The organism is Pseudomonas sp. 05N432 (genome assembly GCF_056396945.1).
Map to the genome: position 1 here is coordinate 23,344 of NZ_JBFTMM010000005.1, position 20,915 is coordinate 44,258.

The window sequence follows — 20,915 nt, forward strand, 5'->3', positions numbered from 1 at the left end:
TACCATTTCCCTACAACTTGGCGTGACGCAAACCTCCGCTGCGTGATTTCGCCATTGCCGCCAGGCGCACCGCGACGTTGGCCGCACCATATCCGGCATAACCGTTTTTGCGCTGGATGATTTCAAAGAAGAAGCGCCCTTCAAACGGTTCGGTGTACACATGAAACAGCTCACCGCCCTGGGCATCGCGGTCATACAGTACGTTGTAATAGGCGAGCTCACTGAGGAACTCGTCATCGAAATCAAAGCGTGCCGCGAGGTCATCGTAATAGTTGAGCGGGATGTCCAGCAGCGGTACACCGGCTGCTTTAGCACGACTGACTTCAGCGAAAATATCGTCGCAGTCGAATGCAATGTGGTGCACACCGGAGCCGCGATAACTGGACAAGGCGTGAGAGATCGCGGTGTTGCGGTTCTCGGAAATATTCAGCGGTAAACGGATCGAACTGCATCGGCTACGCAGCGCGCGGCTTTTCACCAGGCCGTAAGGGTCAGGCAACACCACTTCATCGTCAGCTTCGAAATCCAGCAGGCTCTTGTAGAACAGCACCCAACTGTCGAGGCTGTCCGCCGGCAGCGCCATCGCCATGTGGTCGATCCATTTCAGTCCACCACCGGTGGCTGCCGTCGGATGCAGCCTGAAGTCGGTGCCGTAGACATCCGCGTTTTCATCCACCAGATAAATCAGGCTGCCATCCGGCGCGCGGACCGCCGCCAGCTCCAGTTCATTGGGGCCGACCAGACCGCGGTAGGGTTGCCCTTTGTACGCCACCGCTCGGGCCAGCGCACTGGCGCTGTCCTTGACCCGCACTGCGGTCGCACACAATGACGGCCCGTGCGCTTCAAAAAAGCTGTGGGCAAACGAATAGGGTTCAGAGTTGAGGATCAGATTGATATCGCCCTGGCGCAGCAGCGTAACGTTCTTGGAGCGGTGTTCACCGGCCTTGACGAAACCCAGTCGCTCCAGCCAATGCGAGAGTTTGGCGCCAAGACTTTCGTCCACCGCGAACTCGAGAAACTCGATGCCGTCGTACTCACTGGCCGGCGGTGTGGCAAACAAAATGTCGAGGTTCGGTGTGGGCGTCGCTTGTTGCTGCAAACGCGCTCGGGTCTTCTCTTCCAGATACAGCAAGGAGCGCAGGCCATCGGCGGCATTGGCCCGTGGTGGCGCGGCGCGGAATCCGTCATTGAAAACTTCCAGTGACAGCGGCCCGGTGTAACCGCTCTGGATAATCGGCGCGAGAAAACCCGGCAAGTCGAATTCGCCTTGTCCGGGGAAGCAACGAAAATGTCGGCTCCACTCCAGCACGTCCATCGCCAGGATCGGTGCGTCGGCCATTTGCACAAAAAAAATCTTCTCGCCGGGAATATCCGCGATAGCCCTTGGATCCCCCTTGAGCGACAAGGTATGAAAACTGTCCAGCAACACGCCCAGATTCGGATGATCCGCCTGGCGGACGATGTTCCAGACCTGTTGATACGTGTTCACGTGCCGACCCCAGGCCAGCGCCTCATAACCGATCCGCAAGCCACGAGCCCCGGCGCGCTCGGCCAGCAGTCGCAGATCATCGACCAGAATCTGCTCATCGCCAACGCTGTCGGCCGAGGCGTTGCTGCACACCAGCACCAGGTCGGTACCCAGTTCCTGCATCAGGTCGAACTTGCGCTCGGCGCGCTCAAGGTTGCGCGGCAGGCGGTCGCGGCGGCAGCCTTCGAAATCACGAAACGGTTGAAACAGGGTGATGGCGATGCCGAGGTCAGCGCACATCTGTTTAATTTCACGCGGGCTACCATCGTAGTACAGCAGGTCATTCTCGAAAATTTCCACCCCATCGAAACCCGCTGCGGCAATGGCTTCGAGTTTTTCCGGCAGGGTACCGCTCAAGGAAACGGTGGCAATGGAACGCTGCATGTTTCGACTCCCGGTGGGATGGGTTGATCTTGTTAGAGGCACGACACGGCTTTTCGTAGCAGCTGGCGCAGCCTGCTGCTACAAGGGCTTGCGTTTAACTTGGGGCAAATTATTGGCTGCATGGATGTTACGAGCAACGCAAAGTGTACCAACCGGTTAGTTTACTGTGCGATTATCGAACACAATGGCGGTTGGCGAATTGACGATTTTTCGCTCACTGCGCACCATCGGCAGCACATCGAGTCCGGTCATCAACCACCGGTCGAAGTGACCAACGACCCAGAACACACCATAAAAAATTCAAAAATCGGGTACACGCTCATGCTTGCATTCAACGCCTCGCTCCGTTGCTCTCTCCTTCATTCCCCGTGCCTGGCGCCTGACCGCCAACCGCCTTCGAAGCTTTCTGGCGCCCGCGACCGAACCCGGTCCGCATGCTGAACACGCGCTTTGGTTGCCTCAGCCAACACTGAGCCAACACAAACACTCAGCCGATCAATCATCGTTTTCACCCTGCGCATGCGCGCACCCCGACGATTGATCACGCGCCCATGAAGTCCCGACGAGCCTTGCTTGTCAGTCATTGAACGGATGGCACAGATGATTCCTTCTCAGAGCTCTCACACAGAAAGCGCCCGCACGGCCTCGAGCCTGGGTGTCGCGTCCGGCGGCATCGGCGACAAAATCCGCGGCGCCATGGCGGTCGGCAAAACCCGTTGGGGCATGCTGGCGCTGGTGTTTTTCGCCACCACCCTGAACTACATCGACCGCGCCGCACTGGGCGTCATGCAACCGATCCTGGCCAAGGAAATGAGCTGGACGGCGATGGACTACGCCAACATCAACTTCTGGTTCCAGGTCGGTTACGCCGTCGGCTTCGTGCTGCAAGGCCGACTGATCGACCGGATCGGCGTAAAGCGCGTGTTCTTCTGCGCAGTGCTGCTCTGGAGCCTGGCGACCGGTGCCCATGGCCTGGCGACTTCGGCCCTGGGCTTTATGGTCTGCCGCTTTATTCTCGGGCTGACCGAAGCTGCCAACTACCCGGCCTGCGTGAAGACCACCCGGCTGTGGTTCCCTGCCGGTGAGCGCGCCGTGGCCACTGGCATCTTCAATGCCGGGACCAACGTCGGCGCGATGTTCACGCCGATGCTACTGCCGCTGATCCTCCACGTCTGGGGCTGGCAAGCCGCGTTCCTGTGCATGTCGGCACTGGGCGGGATCTGGCTGGTGTTCTGGGGCTTGAAGTACTTCAACCCGGAAGATCACCCGTCGGTGAAGCAATCGGAACTGGACTACATCCAGAACGAAGCCGAACCGGAACAGGCACGCGTACCGTTCTCGCGGATCCTGCGGATGCGTGGCACCTGGGCCTTTGCCCTCGCCTACTCGATGACCGCGCCGGTGTTCTGGTTCTACCTGTACTGGCTGCCGCCGTTCCTCAATCAGCAATACAACCTGGGTATCAACGTGACCCAAATGGGTATTCCGCTGATCATCATCTATATGACGGCCGACTTCGGCAGTGTCGGCGGTGGCATTCTGTCCTCGTTCCTGATCGGCCGTGGGGTCAACCCGATCAAGGCCCGGTTGATGTCGATGCTGCTGTTCGCCTGCTGCATCATCGGCGTGATCATGGCTGCCGGCTCCAGCAACCTGTGGGTCGCGGTGTTTGCCATTTCGCTGGCCATCGGCGCGCACCAGGCCTGGACCGCGAACATCTGGAGCCTGGTGATGGACTACACGCCCAAGCACATGATGAGCACGGTGTTCGGTTTCGGCGGCATGTGCGCCGCCATTGGCGGGATGTTCATGACCCAACTGGTCGGGCACATCCTGACCATCACCAATAACAACTACACCGTGCTGTTCACCATGATTCCAGCGATGTACTTCATTGCGCTGATCTGGCTGTACTTCATGGCACCGCGCAAGATTCCGAAAATCGACAACTGACGCTACCTCTTTCGCAGGCCTGGTTTCAGGCCTGCTTTTTTTGTTTGCACGGTTGCCGATTTCGTCCCTCTTTCTTCCGTCCATGGAGATCACACCATGTCTCTGGGTAACCTGAGCATCGCCAAACGCGCGCTGATCAGCTTCGGCCTAATCGCCCTGCTGGTGTTGTTGCAAGGACTGTTTGCCCTCAAGCAGGTGGCCGAAGTGCGCGCCACTGGCCAGCACACCGAAAACGTCTCCCTGCCCAGCACACGCTACCTGGGGGAAATCCGCGACTACATTCTGAGCATTCGCGTGCTCAGCCTGCGCATGGCGCTCAACCGCGAGCCGAAAGTACTCGATGGCACTATCGCCCGCCTGCACCAGGTGGAAGGCTGGCTTGAGCAAACGCTGAACAGGTTCGCGCCCCTGGTCGACGACTACAACCGCGTGCAGTACGAAACCTTTGTCAGCACTGTAAAGAGCTACCGACAGGCGCTGGATCAATACGAAGAACTGTCCCGGCAAAACCGCAGCGAGGACATGAGCGCGCTGCTCAACGGAAAAATCCAGGATTACTCGACCCAGACCGGCGATCAATTCACCGAGCTGATGAACCTCACCGCCAGCGAAGTCAGTCAATCGGCCAGCCATGCCGACGGGCTTTACGCCCAGGTAAAAATGACCGTGATCGGCGCACTGATCGCTGTTGCCCTGCTGACCTCATGCCTGGCCTGGCTGCTGATCCGCAGCATCGTCATGCCCATCCGTCAGGCTGTGCGTGTGGCCGAGCAGGTTGCCGACGGTGACCTGAGTGCACCGATCCTGAGCCAGGGGCCCGATGAAACCGCCCGTCTGCTCAGGGCCCTGGCAAGCATGCAAAACAGCCTGCGCGACACCCTGCAACTGATCAGTGATACGTCGAACCAACTGAACGGTGCGGCGCAACAGATGAGCCAGAACACCGGGCAGGACTCCAATCGTTTGCAACAGCAACACAACGAAATCGAGCAGGCCGCCACGGCAGTCAATGAAATGACTGTCGCCGTCGAAGAAGTCGCGCGCAACGCGGTCTCGACCTCAGACACCACGCGCCAGTCGACGATAGAGGCCACTCAGGGCCAGGCGCGAGTGATCGAGACCCTCGATTCGATCCAGGCCATGAGTGCCGAAGTCGGCACCGCGCTGCAACAGGTTCAGACCCTGGCCGAACAATCTCGGGAAATCGGCAAAGTACTGGACGTCATCCGCGCCATTGCCGAACAGACCAACCTGCTGGCCCTCAACGCCGCCATCGAGGCCGCAAGAGCCGGGGAAGCCGGGCGCGGTTTTGCCGTGGTCGCCGATGAAGTGCGAGCCCTGGCCCACCGCACCCAGCAGTCGACCCGGGAAATCGAGCAGATGATCGCCCGGGTTCAGGGCGACACCGACAGTGTGGTGCTGTCGATGCACGGCAACAGCCAGCGCGTGGCCCAGACCTTGTCGATCGCCGAACAGGCCGGCCTGGCCCTGACGCAAATCACCTGCGCCATGGAGCAGATCCACGAGCGCAACCTGGTGATCGCCAGCGCCTCGGAAGAACAGGCACAAGTGGCCCGGGAGGTCGATCGCAACCTGCTGAACATCCGCGACCTGTCGCTGGCAAGCGCCGATGCGTCGACCCAGACCAGCGCCACCAGTCGGGAGTTGTCGCAACTGGCGGCCGGCTTGCAGAACCTGGTCGTGCGTTTCAGGTTTTGAGCGCAATCAGCTTCTGCGCTGTTGCCAGGCCGCCGCCAAACCGCTGAGGCAAATGATCGCGATACCAATGACCGTGGTCAGGCTCGGCGTGTGGGAAAACAGCAGCCAGCCGAGCAGTCCGGCAAACACGATCTGACAGTAACCAAAAGGCGCCAGCAGTGCCGGTGCGGCATGCCGGAATGCCTGAGTCAGCAACAGATGCGCAGTCATCCCGCAGCTACCCAGCGCCAGCATCAGCAGGCCATGAGTCAAGCTCGGCACTTGCCAGAACATCGGCACCAGTGCGCTCATGACCAGGGTGTTGCACAAACCGGCAAAGAAGTTGCTGGTGGTCGGGCTGTCGATCTCGCTGAGCTTGCGCGTCAATAGTTGATAGAAGCAGAAAAACAACGCCGAGCAGAACGGCAGCAACACCGCCGGAGTGAACAAATCACCGCCCGGATGGACGATGATCAACACGCCGATAAACCCGCAAATCACCGCCAGCCATTGCCCGCGCGTCACCCGCTCACCGAGCAATGGCACCGACAACGCAGTCACCAGCACCGGTGCAAGAAAGTTGACCGCCGTGGCTTCCGCCAAAGGAATGAACAACAAGCCCGTAGTGAACAACAGGCTGGTCCCGAGCAAGCACAGTGCCCGCAGCAATTGCAGCAACGGGCGCTTGGTGCGCAGGACGCGCAAGCCGGATTGCGGCAGAAAAATCCCGGCCATCAGCAACGTGTGAACCAGATACCGCGCCCACACCACCATGATCACCGGATAGAAACCCGACAGGTATTTGGACAAAGCGTCGTGAGTGGAAAACAGGAAGGTCGCAACAACGATCAGCAGGATGCCTTTGAAGGGTTGATTGATACCGGAAAGCGGAGTGCTCGATACAGTCATGGGAAATCCCGAAAGTTGAAGGACCTGAAAAGCATCGCGGGCAAGCCTTGCTCCTACAGGTCAGCGAAAACCTGCAGGAGCAAGGCTTGCCCGCGAAGGTGCGCAGCACCGGTCAAACAAGCGCCAACAACGCACGCGTCTTGTCCAACGCCATCTGCGCCCGCTGCAAGGCACTCACGCCCTGCCGTTGTAACTGCACGGCCGGCACCTCCAGGCTCAATGGCAGATTAACCGGCAAACACCTCAATAACCCAAGCAGGTCGCAATCCCCTTCGCCAGGGAAACGCCGCTCGTTGCGTGCCTGACGCAAAATCTCCTGCATGTCTGCTGGCCTCGGTCCCGCCACATCGCACAGCTGTGCATAACGCAGGCGTGACGGGGCGACCCTGGCCAGATCTTCCAGACGCGAAGCCGAGCGGTCGAAATGGAACGCATCCACCAACACGCCACCGTATTGGTGATCAGCGTTTTCAACAATACGCACGGCCTGCTCAAGATTGCGCGCATCGGTCCAGGGCATGAACTCCAGATGAGTGTGCAAACCGTAACCTGCCGCCAGATCGCAGAGTGCGGCAAAATTCTCGGTGAGCCGCTGCTCGTCAGGATCATTACCGGCTACCAGTAATTCACTGGCACCGAGCTCTGCGCCGGCCGCCAGGACCGCCTCGAAATCCGCCACCCGGGTTTCGGCTTTCAGTCGCAGAATTTCGATATCCAGCACTTGAATGCCGGTATCACGCAGCCGCGCCCGTGTCTGTTGCCACAACTGTGCATCCGCCATCAGCGGGAAATGATGCTCCTCGGGGGTGGCCGGGACCAATCGCAGCCCGACATGGCTATACCCGGCACGCGCCGCCACCTCGACGATCTCCGGCGGCGACAATTCAAGAACGGTCAGGCTGGCCAGGGAGAGAATACGCTCGCTCATGTTCGTTCCTCGATCCGTGCCGGAACACAGGCACGACCGCTGGCAGCGGCCTCGCGGATGGCTTCGATCAGCGCCAGCGTTCGGGCCGCGTCAGCGACACTTACCAGCGGCTTCGCCTCACCTCGGGCCACCTTCACGAAATGCTGCAATTGCAGGCGCAGCGCTTCATCAGCGTTGAAACCTTCCTGAACGGCCTGCAACGGTTGATGCCAACCGGCGTCCGCGTCCAAGTAATGCCAGCGCTTGAGTTGCGGAATACTCAGCGCGCCAGCGGTCCCGGCAGCTTGCGGACCAGGATCGGCCACTGCGCACAAGGTTGCCTCAGTCAGGGTCTTGAGATGCTGGTAATGCTGCTGGCCCATATTGCCGGCGCCGATCAGCGCAATGCGAAGTGGCGAACTCACAGTGCAATCCTCTTGTGATTATTGTCAGGACATTGAATTCCAATAATTTAGAACTCGATTCCAATTTCTCACACAAGGAAACACCAATAGTGTTCGAACAGCGCACAGCTTTGCTCCGCCGGGGGAATATGGCGATCAGTTGAACAGCTCCGAGGCCTGACTCGCCGCCGACAGCTCCCGGGCAAATTGCAGCAACAACGGCGCCAGTTCATGCAGTCGAGACTCGGGCAACCGCGCACTCGGCCCGGCGACACTGAGCACGCCGACCACCCGCCCATCCACCGGATGGCGCACCACCGCGGCGATTGCCGAGGTGCCGACCGCCGAGCTCTCCTGAACCCAGGCATAGCCGTGTTCGCGGGCCAGGCGCAGGCGCTCGAGCAGTTCGATGTTGGAGCGTGGTGCATTCGGTCCCAGCTCCAGCGGCATAGCCGCCGCTTGCCGTTCCACCAGTGACAAGGCCTCGGCATCACTGAGGCTCGCCAGCCACGCGTGCCCTGACGCTGTGTAGAACAACGGCGCATCGCGGCCCATGTCCGGGTCATAACGCAAACCGGAACGCGCGCCCTGAGACTTGGCGATCCAGGTCTGACGCTCGCCCTCGATCACGCCCAATCGCACCAGCTCGCCGGTTTCCTGGGCCAACCGATCAAGCACCGGCTGGACGATATCCGCGCCGCTGCTCGACAGGTAACGAAAGCCCATGGCAACCAGTTTGGTCGACAGGTGATAACGCAAGTTGTCCGGATTCTGCCGCACGTAACCCAGACGGATCAGCTCGGCGAGCAAGCGGTGCGTCGCACTTTTAGGGATCCCCAGTTGCTCGGCCAGCACCTGCATCGGCAAGCCCCGCGGATCACTGGTAAGACTTTCCAGAACACTGAAGACACGTTCGATTTGACTGCCGGCCATGGTGGGATTCCAGACGAAATTTGGCCGATTCTAGAAGACAACCGAGTGAATGCGAAATGTGGAACTGCAGTGTTCGATAACCGCCCGAAAATAGCGCTTTGCGCCGGGACGGTCTTGTCGTTTTCAAACCGGCTCCGTATATTTTTTGGAATTAAATTCCAAAATAACAAGATCGCCGGAGTCAGCCAGCATGCCTGCCAAAGCCACTTATCCCCCTGCAGTCGACTGCGATGTGCTGATTGTCGGCTCCGGTGCGGCGGGTTTGTCCGCCGCCGTCACCGCCGCCTGGCACGGGCTCAAGGTGATCGTCGTGGAAAAAGATCCGGTGTTCGGCGGCGCCACGGCCTGGTCCGGTGGCTGGGCGTGGGTGCCGTGCAATCCGCTGGCCCGGCGCGCCGGTATCATTGAAGACGTCGACCTGCCGCGCACCTACCTCAAACACGAACTTGGCGAACGCTACCAACCGGAGATGATCGACGCTTTCCTCGAAGCCGGCCCGCGCATGGTCGCGTTCTTTGAGGAGCACACCTCGCTGCAATTTGCCGATGGCAACGGCATCGCCGATATTCACGGCGACACACCGGGCGCCGGAACCGGCGGACGCTCGGTGATCGCCGCGCCTTACGACGCACGCAAGGTCGGCACGTTGCTCAAGCGGCTGCGAACAACGATGCGTGAAACCTCGTTCATGGGCATGCCGATCATGGCCGGCGCCGACCTGTCAGCGTTTCTCAATCTGACCCGTTCTTTGTCCGCGTTCTGGCACGTGACCCGGCGTTTCAGCCGACACCTGCTCGACCTCGCGCTACACGGTCGCGCGATGCAACTGGTCAATGGCGTGGCACTGGTGGCGCGTTTGGCAAAATCGGCTGAAGACCTCGGCGTTCTGCTCTGGGAGTCAGCGCCTGTCACCGAGCTGCTGCGTGACGGCAACCGGGTCAGCGGCGCGGTTATCCACAGCGCCAAAGGCGCTATCCAGATCCGCGCACGCCAAGCCGTGGTGCTGGCGGCCGGTGGTTTTCCCAACGACATCGAACGGCGCAAAACCCTGTTCCCACGCACGCCCACTGGCGTTGAGCATCTGGCGCTGCCGCCGCTCGGTGCCTCGGGCGACGGCCTGCGGCTGGGCGAAAGCGTCGGTGGTCAGATAAAGACCGACCTCGAATCACCGGTGGCCTGGGCACCGGTTTCCCAGGTGCCCTACAAGGACGGCAGCCTCGGTCACTTCCCGCACATCATCGAGCGAGGCAAACCGGGAATCATCGGCGTGCTGCGCAACGGCCAGCGCTTCGTCAACGAAGCCAACGGCTACTACGATTACGTCACGGCAATGGTCGCCGCCGCCCCGGCCGATGAAGACGTCGCCTCCTGGCTGATTTGCAGCCATCACTTTCAACGTCGTTACGGCCTGGGAATTTCCCGCCCCTTCCCGTTACCCGTCACACCGTTCATTCGCAGCGGCTACTTGAAAACCGGCAACACGATTGAAGAACTGGCCCTGGCCTGTGGCATCGACGCCAGCGCGCTGGAAACCACCGTGGCGCACTACAACCACCATGCGCGAAAAGGTGAAGACCCGCAGTTCGGTCGTGGCTCCACACCTTACAACCGCAAGCAAGGCGATCCACTCCAGCAACCCAACCCCTGCGTCGCGCCAATCGACAAAGGTCCGTTCTACGCCGTCAAGGTTCAGCCAGGCTGTTTCGGCACATTCGCCGGGCTGAAGGTCAATCAACACGCGCAAGTACTCGACGGCGATGGGCAAGCCATCCACGGGCTCTACGCCGCGGGCACCGATATGGCCAGCATCATGGGCGGCTACTACCCCGCCGGCGGGATCAATCTTGGTCCGGCGTTGACCTTCGGCTACATTGCCGCGCGACATATCGCTGGCGTAACCGCGTACGAACGGGAGAGCACGCTGCCGCGCTCAACGACTACCGGCGAGGGAACCAAACAGCCCGCGTGATGCCTGAGACGTTCGCCGAAGCTCGTCTGCCGCCATCGTTTTTGCAAGTGAATGCCATACTGCCTTTTATTCGGCATAGTCTGACCATCAACCTGGCGCCCATCCCAGCCACCAGCGACACTCATCACCACGCGTAAACAGAGGATTCCCACATGCTATGGAAAAAAGGCCGCCGCAGCGACAACGTGGTCGATGCACGCGGTGAGGATGCTGGCGGTGGTGGTGACGGCGGCGGGATGCGCTTTGGCGGTGGCAAGGGACTGAGCCTGACGGCCATCGTGCTGATCGTCGGCATCGGCTGGATCACGGGGCAAGACCCGATGCAGATTCTCGGGCAGTTGGCCGGACAGATGAACCAACAGTCAGCCCCGGCTACCACGCAAACCGTGCAAACCCGCAAGGCGCCGCCAGCCAATGATCAACAGGCCGAGTTTGTCGCGCGAATCCTCGGCGACACCGAAGACACCTGGGGCCAGATCTTCCAGCAAGCCGGTCGCCAATACACGGCGCCCAAGCTGCTGCTGTTCAGTGGCCGAGTGAATTCCGGCTGCGGTGGCGCCTCCTCGGCGACCGGTCCGTTCTACTGCCCGGCAGATCAACGGGTGTATCTGGACATGAGTTTCTTCAAGGAAATGTCTCAACGCTTCGGTGCCGCCGGCGATTTCGCCCAGGCTTACGTGATTGCTCACGAAGTCGGCCATCACGTGCAAACCTTGCTCGGCGTATCCGCCAAGATCCAGGCCGCACGTCAAAAAGGTGCGCGCATGGAAGGTGACGGCGGTCTGCTGGTGCGTCAGGAATTGCAGGCCGACTGCCTGGCCGGTGTCTGGGCCAACAACGCGCAAAAACGCCTGAACTGGCTGGAGCCGGGTGACGTCGAAGAAGCCCTGAACGCCGCCAATGCCATCGGCGACGACCGTTTGCAGCAACAGGGGCAGGGCCGCGTGGTCCCGGATTCGTTTACCCATGGCACCTCGGCGCAACGGGTTCGCTGGTTCAAGACCGGCTTCGCCCAGGGCCGGGTCAGTCAATGCGACACCTTCGCGACGAAGAGCCTTTAAATGAGCACGCGCTGGCTGCTGGTATTCACGCTGTTATTCGGCAGCGCCAACCTGCTGGCTGCCGAGCATGCGGTCAAGGTCATCAGCCCCGGTCGCCTGAACATGGGCGACGCCGAGCTGCCGGTTGGCGTGAGCCAGTCGTCGCCGCAGATCCAGCGTGTACTGATCGTGATTCACGGGCGCTTGCGCAACGCCGAAACCTACCGCCAGAGCGCGGAAAGAGCCGCCGAGCAGGCCGGACAAAGCTCAACCACCCTGGTGATTGCGCCGCAGTTTCTTAATGAAAGCGACATCGTACGCCATCAACTGCCCGACAGCCTGCTGCATTGGCGCGGTGATGACTGGATGGCCGGCGAGCTGTCCATCGGAGCGAATCCGCTGAGTTCTTATGCGGTGCTCGACAAGATTCTGGAGCGCCTGAGCGATCGCCAGCAGTTTCCAACCCTGAAAGAAGTCGTCATCGCCGGCCATTCCGGTGGCGCACAAGTGGTGCAACGGTATGCACTGCTCGGCCACGATCAGCCGGCACTGCAATCTGCGGGCGTCAGCGTGCGCTACGTGATCGCCAACCCGTCGTCGTATGCGTATTTCGATGACCAACGACCGGTGCCGTTCAATGCCACGCGTTGCCCCGGTTTCAACGACTGGAAGTACGGGCTGCTGAAACTGCCGGACTACGCCAACGGGCAAACGCCGCAGCAACTGGAGCAAGGCTACGTACAGCACAACATCACCTATTTGCTCGGTCAGCGAGACACCAACCCGCATCATCCGGCACTCGACAGAAGCTGCGCTGCCGAGACGCAGGGCGCGTCTCGGCTGGTTCGTGGGCATCGCTACTTTAACTACCTGCAGCAGCGCCATCCCGAAGGGTTGAATCAGCGGCTGATCGAAGTGCCCGGCGTCGGGCATAACGGGGACAAGATGTTCACCTCGCCCGAGGGGCAGAAGGCGTTGTTTCAGTAGCTGGAAGCAGGTCGCCTGATAGGGCCCTATCGCGAGCAAGCTCGCTCCCACAGGGGATCGCGTGAAGATCAAATGTGGGAGCGAGCCTGCTCGCGATAGCGGTTAACCAGACAACAATCCCCTCAAGGCGACAACATCTGCCGCAACGCCACACAATCCTGCGCATGCCAGTCGGCCAATTCCGGCCATGGATTCTCCGGCATATTTACCAGCACCGTCCGTGCCCCCGCCGCGCGCCCGCAATCCAGGTCAAAGCGATAATCGCCGACCATCACCAACTCGCTCGGCGCTACGTCCCAAGCCTTGGCCAGCTTCAGCAGGCCACCCGGATGCGGTTTGGGCGGTGCTTCATCACGACCCAGCACATCCTCCACCGCAAAGCAGTCAGACAGGCCGATCGCCTCAAGCGTGACATGGGCCAGCTCGCGTGCGTTACGCGTGAGAATGCCGAGGCGATAACCGCGCCCGGCCAGCTCACGCACCAGTTCCACCGCACCGGGTGCCGGTTTGGAACCCAGCGCCAAGTCACGCTCATGCTCCAGCAGCCAGGCGTGTTTCGCCGCGGCTTCATCAGCCGGCAGCGCCGCGAGATGGGTGAGGATGTCGTGTTCAGCGGGAATCGCCAGCGCCTGGCGAATCGCCACAAAATCGTGCACGGCCACAGTCAGCGTGCCGTCCATGTCGAACACCCAATGCCGCACCTCGGAGAGACTCATGCCCAATCCTTGCGATGACGAATCAGCCCTTCCTGCGTCACCGATGCCACCAGCTTGCCGGCGCGGTTGAACACACTGCCGCGTGAGAAGCCGCGAGAATTGCCGGCCCAAGGGCTGTCCATGGCGTACAGCAACCAGTCATCGGCGCGCAGGTCGGCATGGAACCACAAGGCGTGATCGAGGCTGGCGACTTGCATGTCTTTCTGCCAGACCGACTTGCCGTGCGGCAACATCGAGGTGGTCAGCAAACCGAAATCAGAGGCATAGGCCAGCAGGTATTTATGCAGCGCCGGCGAGTCGGCCAACGCACCGTCGGCGCGAAACCAGACGTACTTGATCGGGTCGGCCGGTTGCGGGTTGTACGGGTCTTTCTCCGTCACCGGACGGACTTCGATCGGCTTTGGGCACAGCAGCTTTTCGCGCATGTGCTCGGGAATCAGATGCGCGCGTTGCTGGGTGATTTCCAGCTCCGACGGCAGGTTTTCCGGGCCGACCACTTGCGGCATCGCGGTCTGGTGTTCGAAGCCTTCTTCGTCGTATTGAAACGATGCGCTGCAGGTGAAGATCGGGTTGCCCTTCTGGATCGCCGTCACGCGGCGAGTGCTGAAGCTGCCGCCATCGCGCACCCGATCCACCTGATAGACCACCGGCATCCCCGCATCGCCCGGACGCAGGAAATAACCGTGCATCGAATGCACATGGCGCGCGTCTTCGACCGTCTGGCTGGCCGCGGAAAGGGACTGGCCCAACACCTGGCCGCCGAACAGCTGACGAAAACCGAGGTCCTGGCTGCGACCGCGAAACAGGTTTTCTTCGATCGGTTCCAGGGTCAGCAAGTCGACCAGATCATCCAACACATGGCTCATTCAGACTCTCCTCACACAGAGCAATGCCGCGCAGTCTTGGCTGCGGCGGTCGATTCAGATAGTGGCCAGGGCCAACCATGAGCCCATTGTAAACATCCCGGCTATCTTATCCATGCAAGGTTTCCAACCATTGCTCGCGGGTAATGCGGTACAGCACATGGCGGCGCAGCGGATGATCGGGCGCAAGTTTGGGGTGCTCGAAATCCGCTGCGGGGTCGTGATGCATGCCAATGGCTTGCATGACTTTCTGCGAAGGCAGGTTAGCCTCGGTGGTAAACGCCACGACTTCGTCCAGCGCCAAACGGTCAAAGCCGCAGCGCAGAGCCGTCCAGGCCGCTTCACTGGCGTAACCCAGCCCCCAATGCTCACGGGCCAGACGCCAGCCGATTTCGGTCGCCGGGGTGAAAGCAGCCTCGAACCCGACTACCGCCAATCCGGTAAAACCGATAAACGCACCGGTGTCCTTGCGCTCCAGCGCCCACAAACCGAAACCATGTTCAGCGAAATGACCACGGATTCGCCCGATCAATGCCGCACTTTCCAGACGGCTCAAAGGCGCCGGAAAGTAGCGCATGACCTGTGGGTCGGCGCACATCGCCGCAAACGCCGGCAAATCCTCATCGCGCCATTGGCGCATCAGCAGCCGCGCGCTCTCGAGTTGCAGTATCGGCTCCATCGTTCCCCCTCCGTTCCCCTGCAAACAAGTCTACATCGCTGGTAGGATCCTTCACTCATTCACTCCATGAAATCGCCATGTCGCTGCCGCTGATTTACCACGAAGACTACAGCCCCGAATTCCCGGCGGAACATCGCTTTCCCATGGACAAGTTCCGACTGCTGCGCGATCACCTGGTGGACAGTGGTTTGACCCAGGATCACCAGTTACTACGCCCGGAAATCTGCCCGACCGAGATTCTCGCCCTCGCCCATGACCCTGCATATATCGAACGCTACATGGGCGGCGAGTTGTCCCGCGAAGACCAGCGGCGGCTCGGCCTGCCGTGGAACGAAGCACTGGCCCGACGCACCGTGCGCGCGGTCGGCGGCTCATTGCTGGCCGCCGAGCAGGCGCTGAAACACGGCATGGCCTGCCATCTGGCCGGCGGTACGCATCACGCCCATTACGATCACCCGGCAGGTTTCTGCATCTTCAATGACCTGGCGGTGATCAGCCATTACCTGCTGGAAAGCGGTCGCGTCGGTCGGGTGCTGATCTTCGACTGCGACGTGCACCAAGGCGATGGGACTGCACGCATACTGGAACATACCCCGGACGCGGTGACGGTTTCCCTGCACTGCGAAAAGAACTTTCCCGCACGCAAGGCCAAAAGCGACTGGGACATTCCGCTGCCCATGGGCATGGGCGACGAGGATTACCTGAAAGTCGTCGATGACGCGTTGAATTACCTGCTGCCGCTCTATCAACCCGACCTGGTGCTGTATGACGCCGGTGTCGATGTGCATAAAGATGACGCGCTGGGCTACCTGAAACTGACCGATGAAGGCGTCGCCGCCCGTGACGAAAGCGTACTGCGCCATTGCCTGGGGCGCGATATTCCGGTGGTCGGGGTGATCGGCGGCGGCTACAACAAGGACCGCCAGGCCCTGGCGCGACGCCATGGCATCCTCCATCACAGCGCACAACGGGTCTGGCAGTCATCAGGTTGTCACTGAGATGTGGATGCTTTACCCACAATGCCTGTGGAACGGCCTGTGGATAACCTGAGTGAAAGGCCCTACAGCCCATGCTGCATACAGCCTGCAAAGGACTGAGTGTTTTTTGACCAGTAAAACACCGTCCTGTAGCAGCTGCCGAGCCCGCGAGGCTGCGTTCGGCTCGGTCCGCGCTCGGGCGAAGCAGTCGTTGAATCAGACAACGCGTTCTTTCAGGTAAACCGCATACTCAGGATTTGCGAGGACTTCGTCCTCGAACGCAGCCTCGCGGGCTCGGCAGCTGCTACGGACGCAGTCCTGCACCGTATTTCAAAGTTGTGCTGATAGAATGCCCGCCCTATTCCGCCGAACCGCAGCTCACGCCATGACCCAGCCCTCCGCCAAACGCCCTCACCACGTCGCCATCATCGGCGGCGGCCCTGCCGGCCTGATGGCCGCGGAAGTGCTGAGCCAGGCAGGGGTCAAGGTCGATCTGTACGACGGCATGCCCTCGGTAGGTCGCAAATTCCTGCTGGCCGGCGTCGGCGGCATGAACATTACCCATTCCGAAGCCTACCCGGCATTTCTGGCACGCTATGCCGAGCGCGCCCCGCACATCGCCCCGTTACTGCGCGAATTCGGCGCTGACGCCTTGTGCCAGTGGATTCATGGTTTGGGTATCGAAACATTTATCGGCAGCTCTGGCCGAGTGTTTCCGACCGACATGAAGGCCGCCCCGCTACTGCGCGCCTGGCTCAAACGCCTGCGTGATGCCGGCGTCGTTATCCACACCCGCCACCGCTGGCTGGGCTGGAACGCCGATGGCAGCCTGCGTATCGATAGCCCCGAGGGCGAGAAGGCGATCAGCGCCGATGCGCTGTTACTGGCGCTGGGTGGCGGCAGTTGGTCCCGCTTGGGTTCGGATGGCGCCTGGATGCTACCGCTGGAACAACGCGGAGTCGCCTTGGCGCCGCTGCAACCGAGCAATTGCGGTTTCGAGGTAAAGGCCTGGAGCGAGCTGATGGTCAGCAAATTCGCCGGGGCCCCGCTGAAAAATATCGCCATTGGCCTCAACGACGATGTGCCGCGACTCGGCGAATGCGTAATCACTGCCACCGGCATCGAAGGCAGTTTGATTTACGCGTTGTCGGCGCCGATCCGCGAGACCATCAATCAAACCGGCTCGGCAACCCTTCACCTCGACCTGCTGCCCGGTAGGCCTGTGGATAAAATTCAGACAGCGTTGAGCAAACCCCGTGGATCACGCTCCATGGCCAAACACCTGCACAGCCAACTCGGCCTCGACGGCGTCAAGGCTGCACTACTACGCGAACTGACGCCGGCCGAATGCTTCGCTGACCCGCTTTTGCTGGCCAACGCGATCAAGGCCTTGCCCCTGACGCTGGTCAACACCCGCCCATTGGACGAAGCCATCAGCAGCGCCGGTGGCGTGACGTTCGAGGCAATGAATGAAAACCTGATGCTCAAGCAACTGCCTGGCGTGTTCTGCGCGGGGGAAATGCTCGATTGGGAAGCGCCAACGGGTGGCTATCTGCTGACCGCATGTTTCGCCAGTGGGCGAGCGGCGGGGTTGGGGATGGTGGAGTGGTTGCAGCGCAAGGCTTGAAAACCGGGTCGCGTCCTTCGCGAGCAGGCTCGCTCCCACAGGGGAATGCATTTCCAATGTGGGAGCGAGCCTGCTCCGGGCGGCGCTCCGACGAAAACGGTTTAACAGGCGCAGCGTCTAATCAAGGCTTACGCTTGCGCGGCCCAGTATTGAACACCGGCACTTTGCGCACAGGCTTGATCGAAGGCTCCGGCGCCGAAGCATCACCGCTTTCCACCCACTTGCCGAGGTTGCGTTTACCGCCGCCGGAGACTTTTGGTTTCTTCGGTTTTTTCGGTTTCTTGACCACCTGGCCGCTGGCATCGGTGTCCGGCACGCGGTGTTCCGGTTCGAAGTCCTGCTCCATATGACGGGGCAAGGTCTTTCGCGTCAGCATCTCGATGGCCGACAGCTGATTCACTTCATCGGCACACACCAGCGAAATCGCCTCACCGGTCGCGCCTGCACGGCCGGTGCGACCGATACGGTGGATGTAGTCCTCGGCAACGATCGGCAGGTCGAAGTTCACCACCAGCGGCAAGTCTTCGATATCCAGACCACGGGCCGCGACGTCAGTAGCGACCAGAATCTGCACTTCACTGGCCTTGAAACGGTCCAGTGCGCGCTGGCGGGTGGCTTGTGGTTTGTCGCCGTGAATACCGTCGGCATTCACGCTCAGGCCCTGGAGTTTTTCCACCAACGCGTCTACGCCGTTACGGGTCTTGGCAAACACCAGCACCTGCTTCCAGCGATTCTTGCGCAGCAAGTGAATGAACAGCTCGGCCTTGCGCTTCTTGTCGACCGTGACCACCCATTGCTTGACCGTATTGGCGGCAACGTTGCGCGGGCTGACTTCGATGCTCAGCGGATCATTGAGCATTTTCCCGGCCAACTCGCGAATTGCATCGGAGAAGGTCGCGGAGAACAGCAGCGTCTGCCGCTTTTTAGGCAGCGCCTTGTAAATGTTCGCCAGTTCTTCGGAGAAACCCAGATCCAGCATGCGGTCGGCTTCGTCCAGCACCAGGGTTTGCAACTGGTTGAACTTCAGCGCGTTCTGGCGGAACAGGTCCAGCAGGCGACCAGGCGTGGCGACCAGCAGGTCGACGCCTTTGCGCAGCTTCATCATTTGCGGGTTGATGCTGACACCGCCGTACACCGCGTAGGTGCTCAGCGGCAGGTTCTCAGCATACTGGCGCACGCTTTCATGAACCTGCTCGGCCAGTTCGCGGGTTGGCACCAGGATCAGTGCACGTACCGAGTTACTGGTGACTTTCGGCCCTTCCATGGCCAGCAATTGTAACAGCGGCACGGCGAAACCGGCGGTCTTGCCGGTACCGGTCTGGGCCGCAGCCATCAGGTCGCGACCTGCCAGCACCGCCGGAATGGCCTGTGTCTGCACCGGGGTCGGGGTCTGGTAGCCGAGCGTCTCAAGGGCGCGCAGCAAGGGTTCGATCAGGCCAAGAGTGGCGAAAGTCATGGGAATACCGTAGGAAAAATCAGCGCGAGTGTGCAATGGCGCGCAGTTTACCCTAATTCACACGGGATTCTGTCGGCACCAGGACAGCAGGCCGCTCAGGAGCACGTCGCCACTGCGGCAGACTGATCAGCACCACGGCACTGATGATCACGGCCATCGCCACAGCCTCTTCGATACCGATGCTTTCTCCGGCAAAAACGATCCCCAGCAACACCGCCACTGCCGGGTTGACGTAGGCATAACTGGTGGCCGCCGCCGGGCGGACGTTTTTCAGCAGGTACATATAGGCGTTGAAGGCGACGATCGAGCCGAACACCACCAGGTACAACATCGCGACCCAACCCTCGAGCGGCGGCAGGCTTTGCAGCTGTTCGCCAGTCAGTGCGCTGCCGATCAACAACACCACGCCGCCGACCAGCATTTGCGCCGCACTGGACATCGCGCCCTGAGGCATTGGCAAATGTTTGCTCCACACCGAACCAAACGCCCAGGCTGCCGCCGCACCAATCAGCAGCACAGCCCCCAAAGGGCTCGATTGCAGATTGGAGCCCAGATTGAGCATGGCGATACCGATCAGCCCGAGCACAATCCCCGCCCATTCCAGACGGGTGTTACGCGCGCCCCAGAAATATCCGCAGAGCAAGGTAAACAACGGCACCGTCGCCACTGCCAAGGCCGCAACGCCAGAGGCCACGCCCGTGTGCTCGGCCATGCTGACCGCGCCATTGCCAAAGCTGAGCAACAAAATCCCGATCAGCCCCGCCGCCTTCCACTGCGGCCAGGTCGGTGCAGGCACACCACGCCAGCGCAGAAAGGCATACATCAGCGTCCCGCCAACAATAAAACGAATGCCGCCCAGCATCAGCGGCGGCCAGTACTGCACGCCGATGCGTATCACCAGGTAGGTCGATCCCCAGATCACGTACAACGCAAAAAAGGCACCGATCAGCGGTAACGGGAAACGGCGTAGGCCTGGCATGGGACACTCGAAGGCAGGACAAGGAGAGCGTTATTTTAGAAAGCCGACAGACGGAACTTAAGTTACAAAACCTGTTTATAAGGCCAGTACACTTTTCAAAGCACCCTTGAGAAATGCGTTCCGTTGGGGTTACTGGAGGGGAATGGCAAGTAGAAAACTAATGTGGGAACGGGCTTGCTCCGGGCGGCGTTCCGACGAAAGCGGTCTGACGGCCACATCTGTTCTGGATGTGCCGCCGTCTTCGCGAGCAAGCCCGCTCCCACAATGAACCTGCGGTGTTGTCAGAACCCCCGATGGCGCTTGAGGTGTTCGTTGATCTTCGCCGCCGGCACTTTCTGCAAGCTGCACAGCAGATCATGGGACAGCTCGCGCAAGCCGTGCTTGTGCCGCAGCTCCTGCGCCAGATGCGCGGTGAGGTTGGCAGCCATTTCGGCATCGGCCATTGCCCGGTGAGCCTGACCGGTGTGGGGCAATTGCGCGAAGGTGGTGAGGGTGCCGAGCTTGTGGTTCGGTGCGGCCGGCATCAGGCGCCGGGCGAGTAACAGCGAACAGGCAAAATTCTGCAAGCGTGTGCGTTTGATCCGCCCCAGCTCAAAGTCCCAGAACTTCTGGTCGAAGGCGGCGTTGTGGGCCAGCAGAGGCGTGATACCGACGAACTCGTTGACCTCATTCATCACCTGCTCGGCCGAGGGTGCAGTACGCAGCATGGCGTTGCTGATACCGGTCAATTGCTCGATGAAGGCCGGGATGCGCACGCCGGCGTTCATCAGGCTTTGGTAACGGTCGACAATGCGCCCCTGTTCAAGAATCACCACGGCAATTTCCGTGGCCCGGCAGCTGCTGCTCGGGGAGATTCCGGTGGTTTCAAAGTCGATGACGGCTATGCGTTCCAAACCTGTTCCTTGG

General features: G+C 60.7%; 17 protein-coding genes and 1 pseudogene. 7 read left to right on the forward strand and 11 right to left on the reverse strand.

Translation table 11 applies throughout. The annotated features are described in order from the left end of the window. Positions 1-10 precede the first annotated feature (10 nt). A complete protein-coding gene (gene quiC, locus AC1DHT_RS06930; protein WP_427542282.1) occupies positions 11-1,912 on the reverse strand; it encodes a 3-dehydroshikimate dehydratase QuiC in 1,902 nt (633 codons plus the stop codon). Positions 1,913-2,512: 600 nt separating this feature from the next. Between quiC and AC1DHT_RS06935 the strand changes: the two genes are divergently transcribed. Both AC1DHT_RS06935 and AC1DHT_RS06940 read left to right on the forward strand, forming a co-directional pair. After that, complete coding sequence (locus AC1DHT_RS06935) at positions 2,513-3,865, forward strand: MFS transporter (RefSeq protein ID WP_427542285.1); 1,353 nt, start codon at positions 2,513-2,515, stop codon at positions 3,863-3,865. A 96-nt stretch (positions 3,866-3,961) separates the two neighbouring features. Next, complete coding sequence (locus AC1DHT_RS06940; RefSeq protein ID WP_427542288.1) at positions 3,962-5,584, forward strand: methyl-accepting chemotaxis protein; 1,623 nt, start codon at positions 3,962-3,964, stop codon at positions 5,582-5,584. A gap of 6 nt (positions 5,585-5,590) precedes the next feature. On the opposite strand, the gene AC1DHT_RS06945 is transcribed toward AC1DHT_RS06940, so the two are convergent. From AC1DHT_RS06945 to AC1DHT_RS06960, 4 genes and pseudogenes are all read right to left on the reverse strand, one after another. Further along, the gene (locus AC1DHT_RS06945) at positions 5,591-6,472 is read right to left on the reverse strand and encodes a DMT family transporter (protein ID WP_054594166.1); all 882 of its coding nucleotides are present in this window, start codon (positions 6,470-6,472) and stop codon (positions 5,591-5,593) included. A 112-nt stretch (positions 6,473-6,584) separates the two neighbouring features. Beyond that, a complete protein-coding gene (locus tag AC1DHT_RS06950) occupies positions 6,585-7,400 on the reverse strand; it encodes a sugar phosphate isomerase/epimerase family protein (RefSeq protein WP_427542292.1) in 816 nt (271 codons plus the stop codon). After that, a pseudogene (locus AC1DHT_RS06955) lies at positions 7,397-7,681 on the reverse strand (gfo/Idh/MocA family oxidoreductase); the annotation flags it as partial. The pseudogene AC1DHT_RS06955 and the gene AC1DHT_RS06950, both read right to left, overlap by 4 nt. 258 nt (positions 7,682-7,939) lie before the next feature. Then, positions 7,940-8,716 (reverse strand): IclR family transcriptional regulator, encoded by a 777-nt coding sequence (locus AC1DHT_RS06960; protein ID WP_427542295.1) that lies wholly within the window; start codon positions 8,714-8,716, stop codon positions 7,940-7,942. A gap of 190 nt (positions 8,717-8,906) precedes the next feature. Between AC1DHT_RS06960 and AC1DHT_RS06965 the strand changes: the two genes are divergently transcribed. The 3 genes from AC1DHT_RS06965 (at position 8,907) to AC1DHT_RS06975 (ending at position 12,712) form a co-directional block, all read left to right on the forward strand. Further along, positions 8,907-10,685: an FAD-dependent oxidoreductase gene (locus AC1DHT_RS06965; protein WP_427542298.1), complete on the forward strand. Its 1,779-nt coding sequence runs from the start codon at positions 8,907-8,909 to the stop codon at positions 10,683-10,685. A gap of 152 nt (positions 10,686-10,837) precedes the next feature. Then, the gene (ypfJ, locus tag AC1DHT_RS06970) at positions 10,838-11,746 is read left to right on the forward strand and encodes a KPN_02809 family neutral zinc metallopeptidase (RefSeq protein WP_427542301.1); all 909 of its coding nucleotides are present in this window, start codon (positions 10,838-10,840) and stop codon (positions 11,744-11,746) included. After that, positions 11,747-12,712, forward strand: a complete 966-nt coding sequence (locus tag AC1DHT_RS06975; RefSeq protein ID WP_427542304.1) for an alpha/beta hydrolase — start codon at positions 11,747-11,749, stop codon at positions 12,710-12,712. 122 nt (positions 12,713-12,834) lie between these two features. Here AC1DHT_RS06975 and AC1DHT_RS06980 read toward each other — a convergent pair whose 3' ends face one another. From AC1DHT_RS06980 to AC1DHT_RS06990, 3 genes are all read right to left on the reverse strand, one after another. Continuing rightward, positions 12,835-13,428 (reverse strand): HAD family hydrolase, encoded by a 594-nt coding sequence (locus tag AC1DHT_RS06980; RefSeq protein WP_427542307.1) that lies wholly within the window; start codon positions 13,426-13,428, stop codon positions 12,835-12,837. Next, positions 13,425-14,294: an acyl-CoA thioesterase II gene (tesB, locus tag AC1DHT_RS06985; protein WP_054594173.1), complete on the reverse strand. Its 870-nt coding sequence runs from the start codon at positions 14,292-14,294 to the stop codon at positions 13,425-13,427. The genes AC1DHT_RS06980 and tesB overlap by 4 nt, the downstream gene beginning before the upstream one ends. Positions 14,295-14,400: 106 nt before the next feature. Continuing rightward, positions 14,401-14,970 carry a GNAT family N-acetyltransferase gene (locus tag AC1DHT_RS06990; RefSeq protein ID WP_427542310.1) on the reverse strand — a complete coding sequence of 190 codons (570 nt, stop codon included), beginning with the start codon at positions 14,968-14,970 and terminating at the stop codon, positions 14,401-14,403. Positions 14,971-15,047: 77 nt separating this feature from the next. On the opposite strand from AC1DHT_RS06990, the gene AC1DHT_RS06995 reads away from it, so the two are divergent. After that, positions 15,048-15,968, forward strand: coding sequence for a histone deacetylase family protein (locus AC1DHT_RS06995; protein ID WP_427542313.1), 921 nt, complete (start codon positions 15,048-15,050; stop codon positions 15,966-15,968). Between the two features lie 364 nt (positions 15,969-16,332). Continuing rightward, on the forward strand, positions 16,333-17,574 hold the full coding sequence (locus AC1DHT_RS07000; protein WP_427542316.1) for a TIGR03862 family flavoprotein: 1,242 nt from the start codon (positions 16,333-16,335) through the stop codon (positions 17,572-17,574). A gap of 121 nt (positions 17,575-17,695) precedes the next feature. On the opposite strand, the gene AC1DHT_RS07005 is transcribed toward AC1DHT_RS07000, so the two are convergent. The 3 genes from AC1DHT_RS07005 to AC1DHT_RS07015 form a co-directional block, all read right to left on the reverse strand. Continuing rightward, the gene (locus AC1DHT_RS07005; RefSeq protein ID WP_427542319.1) at positions 17,696-19,030 is read right to left on the reverse strand and encodes an RNA helicase RhlE1; all 1,335 of its coding nucleotides are present in this window, start codon (positions 19,028-19,030) and stop codon (positions 17,696-17,698) included. A gap of 52 nt (positions 19,031-19,082) precedes the next feature. Continuing rightward, positions 19,083-20,009, reverse strand: a complete 927-nt coding sequence (yedA, locus tag AC1DHT_RS07010) for a drug/metabolite exporter YedA (RefSeq protein WP_427542322.1) — start codon at positions 20,007-20,009, stop codon at positions 19,083-19,085. 281 nt (positions 20,010-20,290) lie between these two features. After that, on the reverse strand, positions 20,291-20,902 hold the full coding sequence (locus AC1DHT_RS07015) for a 3'-5' exonuclease (protein WP_427542325.1): 612 nt from the start codon (positions 20,900-20,902) through the stop codon (positions 20,291-20,293). Between the last annotated feature and the right edge of the window lie 13 nt (positions 20,903-20,915).

Coding starts and splice junctions, on each gene's coding strand:
- AC1DHT_RS06960 (WP_427542295.1), bottom strand. CDS start 8,716: ATGGCCGGCAGTCAAATCGAACGTGTCTTCAGTGTTCTGGAAAGTCTT.
- quiC (WP_427542282.1), bottom strand. CDS start 1,912: ATGCAGCGTTCCATTGCCACCGTTTCCTTGAGCGGTACCCTGCCGGAA.
- yedA (WP_427542322.1), bottom strand. CDS start 20,009: ATGCCAGGCCTACGCCGTTTCCCGTTACCGCTGATCGGTGCCTTTTTT.
- AC1DHT_RS06950 (WP_427542292.1), bottom strand. CDS start 7,400: ATGAGCGAGCGTATTCTCTCCCTGGCCAGCCTGACCGTTCTTGAATTG.
- AC1DHT_RS07005 (WP_427542319.1), bottom strand. CDS start 19,030: ATGACTTTCGCCACTCTTGGCCTGATCGAACCCTTGCTGCGCGCCCTT.
- AC1DHT_RS06980 (WP_427542307.1), bottom strand. CDS start 13,428: ATGAGTCTCTCCGAGGTGCGGCATTGGGTGTTCGACATGGACGGCACG.
- ypfJ (WP_427542301.1), top strand. CDS start 10,838: ATGCTATGGAAAAAAGGCCGCCGCAGCGACAACGTGGTCGATGCACGC.
- AC1DHT_RS07000 (WP_427542316.1), top strand. CDS start 16,333: ATGACCCAGCCCTCCGCCAAACGCCCTCACCACGTCGCCATCATCGGC.
- AC1DHT_RS06975 (WP_427542304.1), top strand. CDS start 11,747: ATGAGCACGCGCTGGCTGCTGGTATTCACGCTGTTATTCGGCAGCGCC.
- AC1DHT_RS06965 (WP_427542298.1), top strand. CDS start 8,907: ATGCCTGCCAAAGCCACTTATCCCCCTGCAGTCGACTGCGATGTGCTG.
- AC1DHT_RS06945 (WP_054594166.1), bottom strand. CDS start 6,472: ATGACTGTATCGAGCACTCCGCTTTCCGGTATCAATCAACCCTTCAAA.
- tesB (WP_054594173.1), bottom strand. CDS start 14,294: ATGAGCCATGTGTTGGATGATCTGGTCGACTTGCTGACCCTGGAACCG.
- AC1DHT_RS06990 (WP_427542310.1), bottom strand. CDS start 14,970: ATGGAGCCGATACTGCAACTCGAGAGCGCGCGGCTGCTGATGCGCCAA.
- AC1DHT_RS06935 (WP_427542285.1), top strand. CDS start 2,513: ATGATTCCTTCTCAGAGCTCTCACACAGAAAGCGCCCGCACGGCCTCG.
- AC1DHT_RS06995 (WP_427542313.1), top strand. CDS start 15,048: ATGTCGCTGCCGCTGATTTACCACGAAGACTACAGCCCCGAATTCCCG.
- AC1DHT_RS06940 (WP_427542288.1), top strand. CDS start 3,962: ATGTCTCTGGGTAACCTGAGCATCGCCAAACGCGCGCTGATCAGCTTC.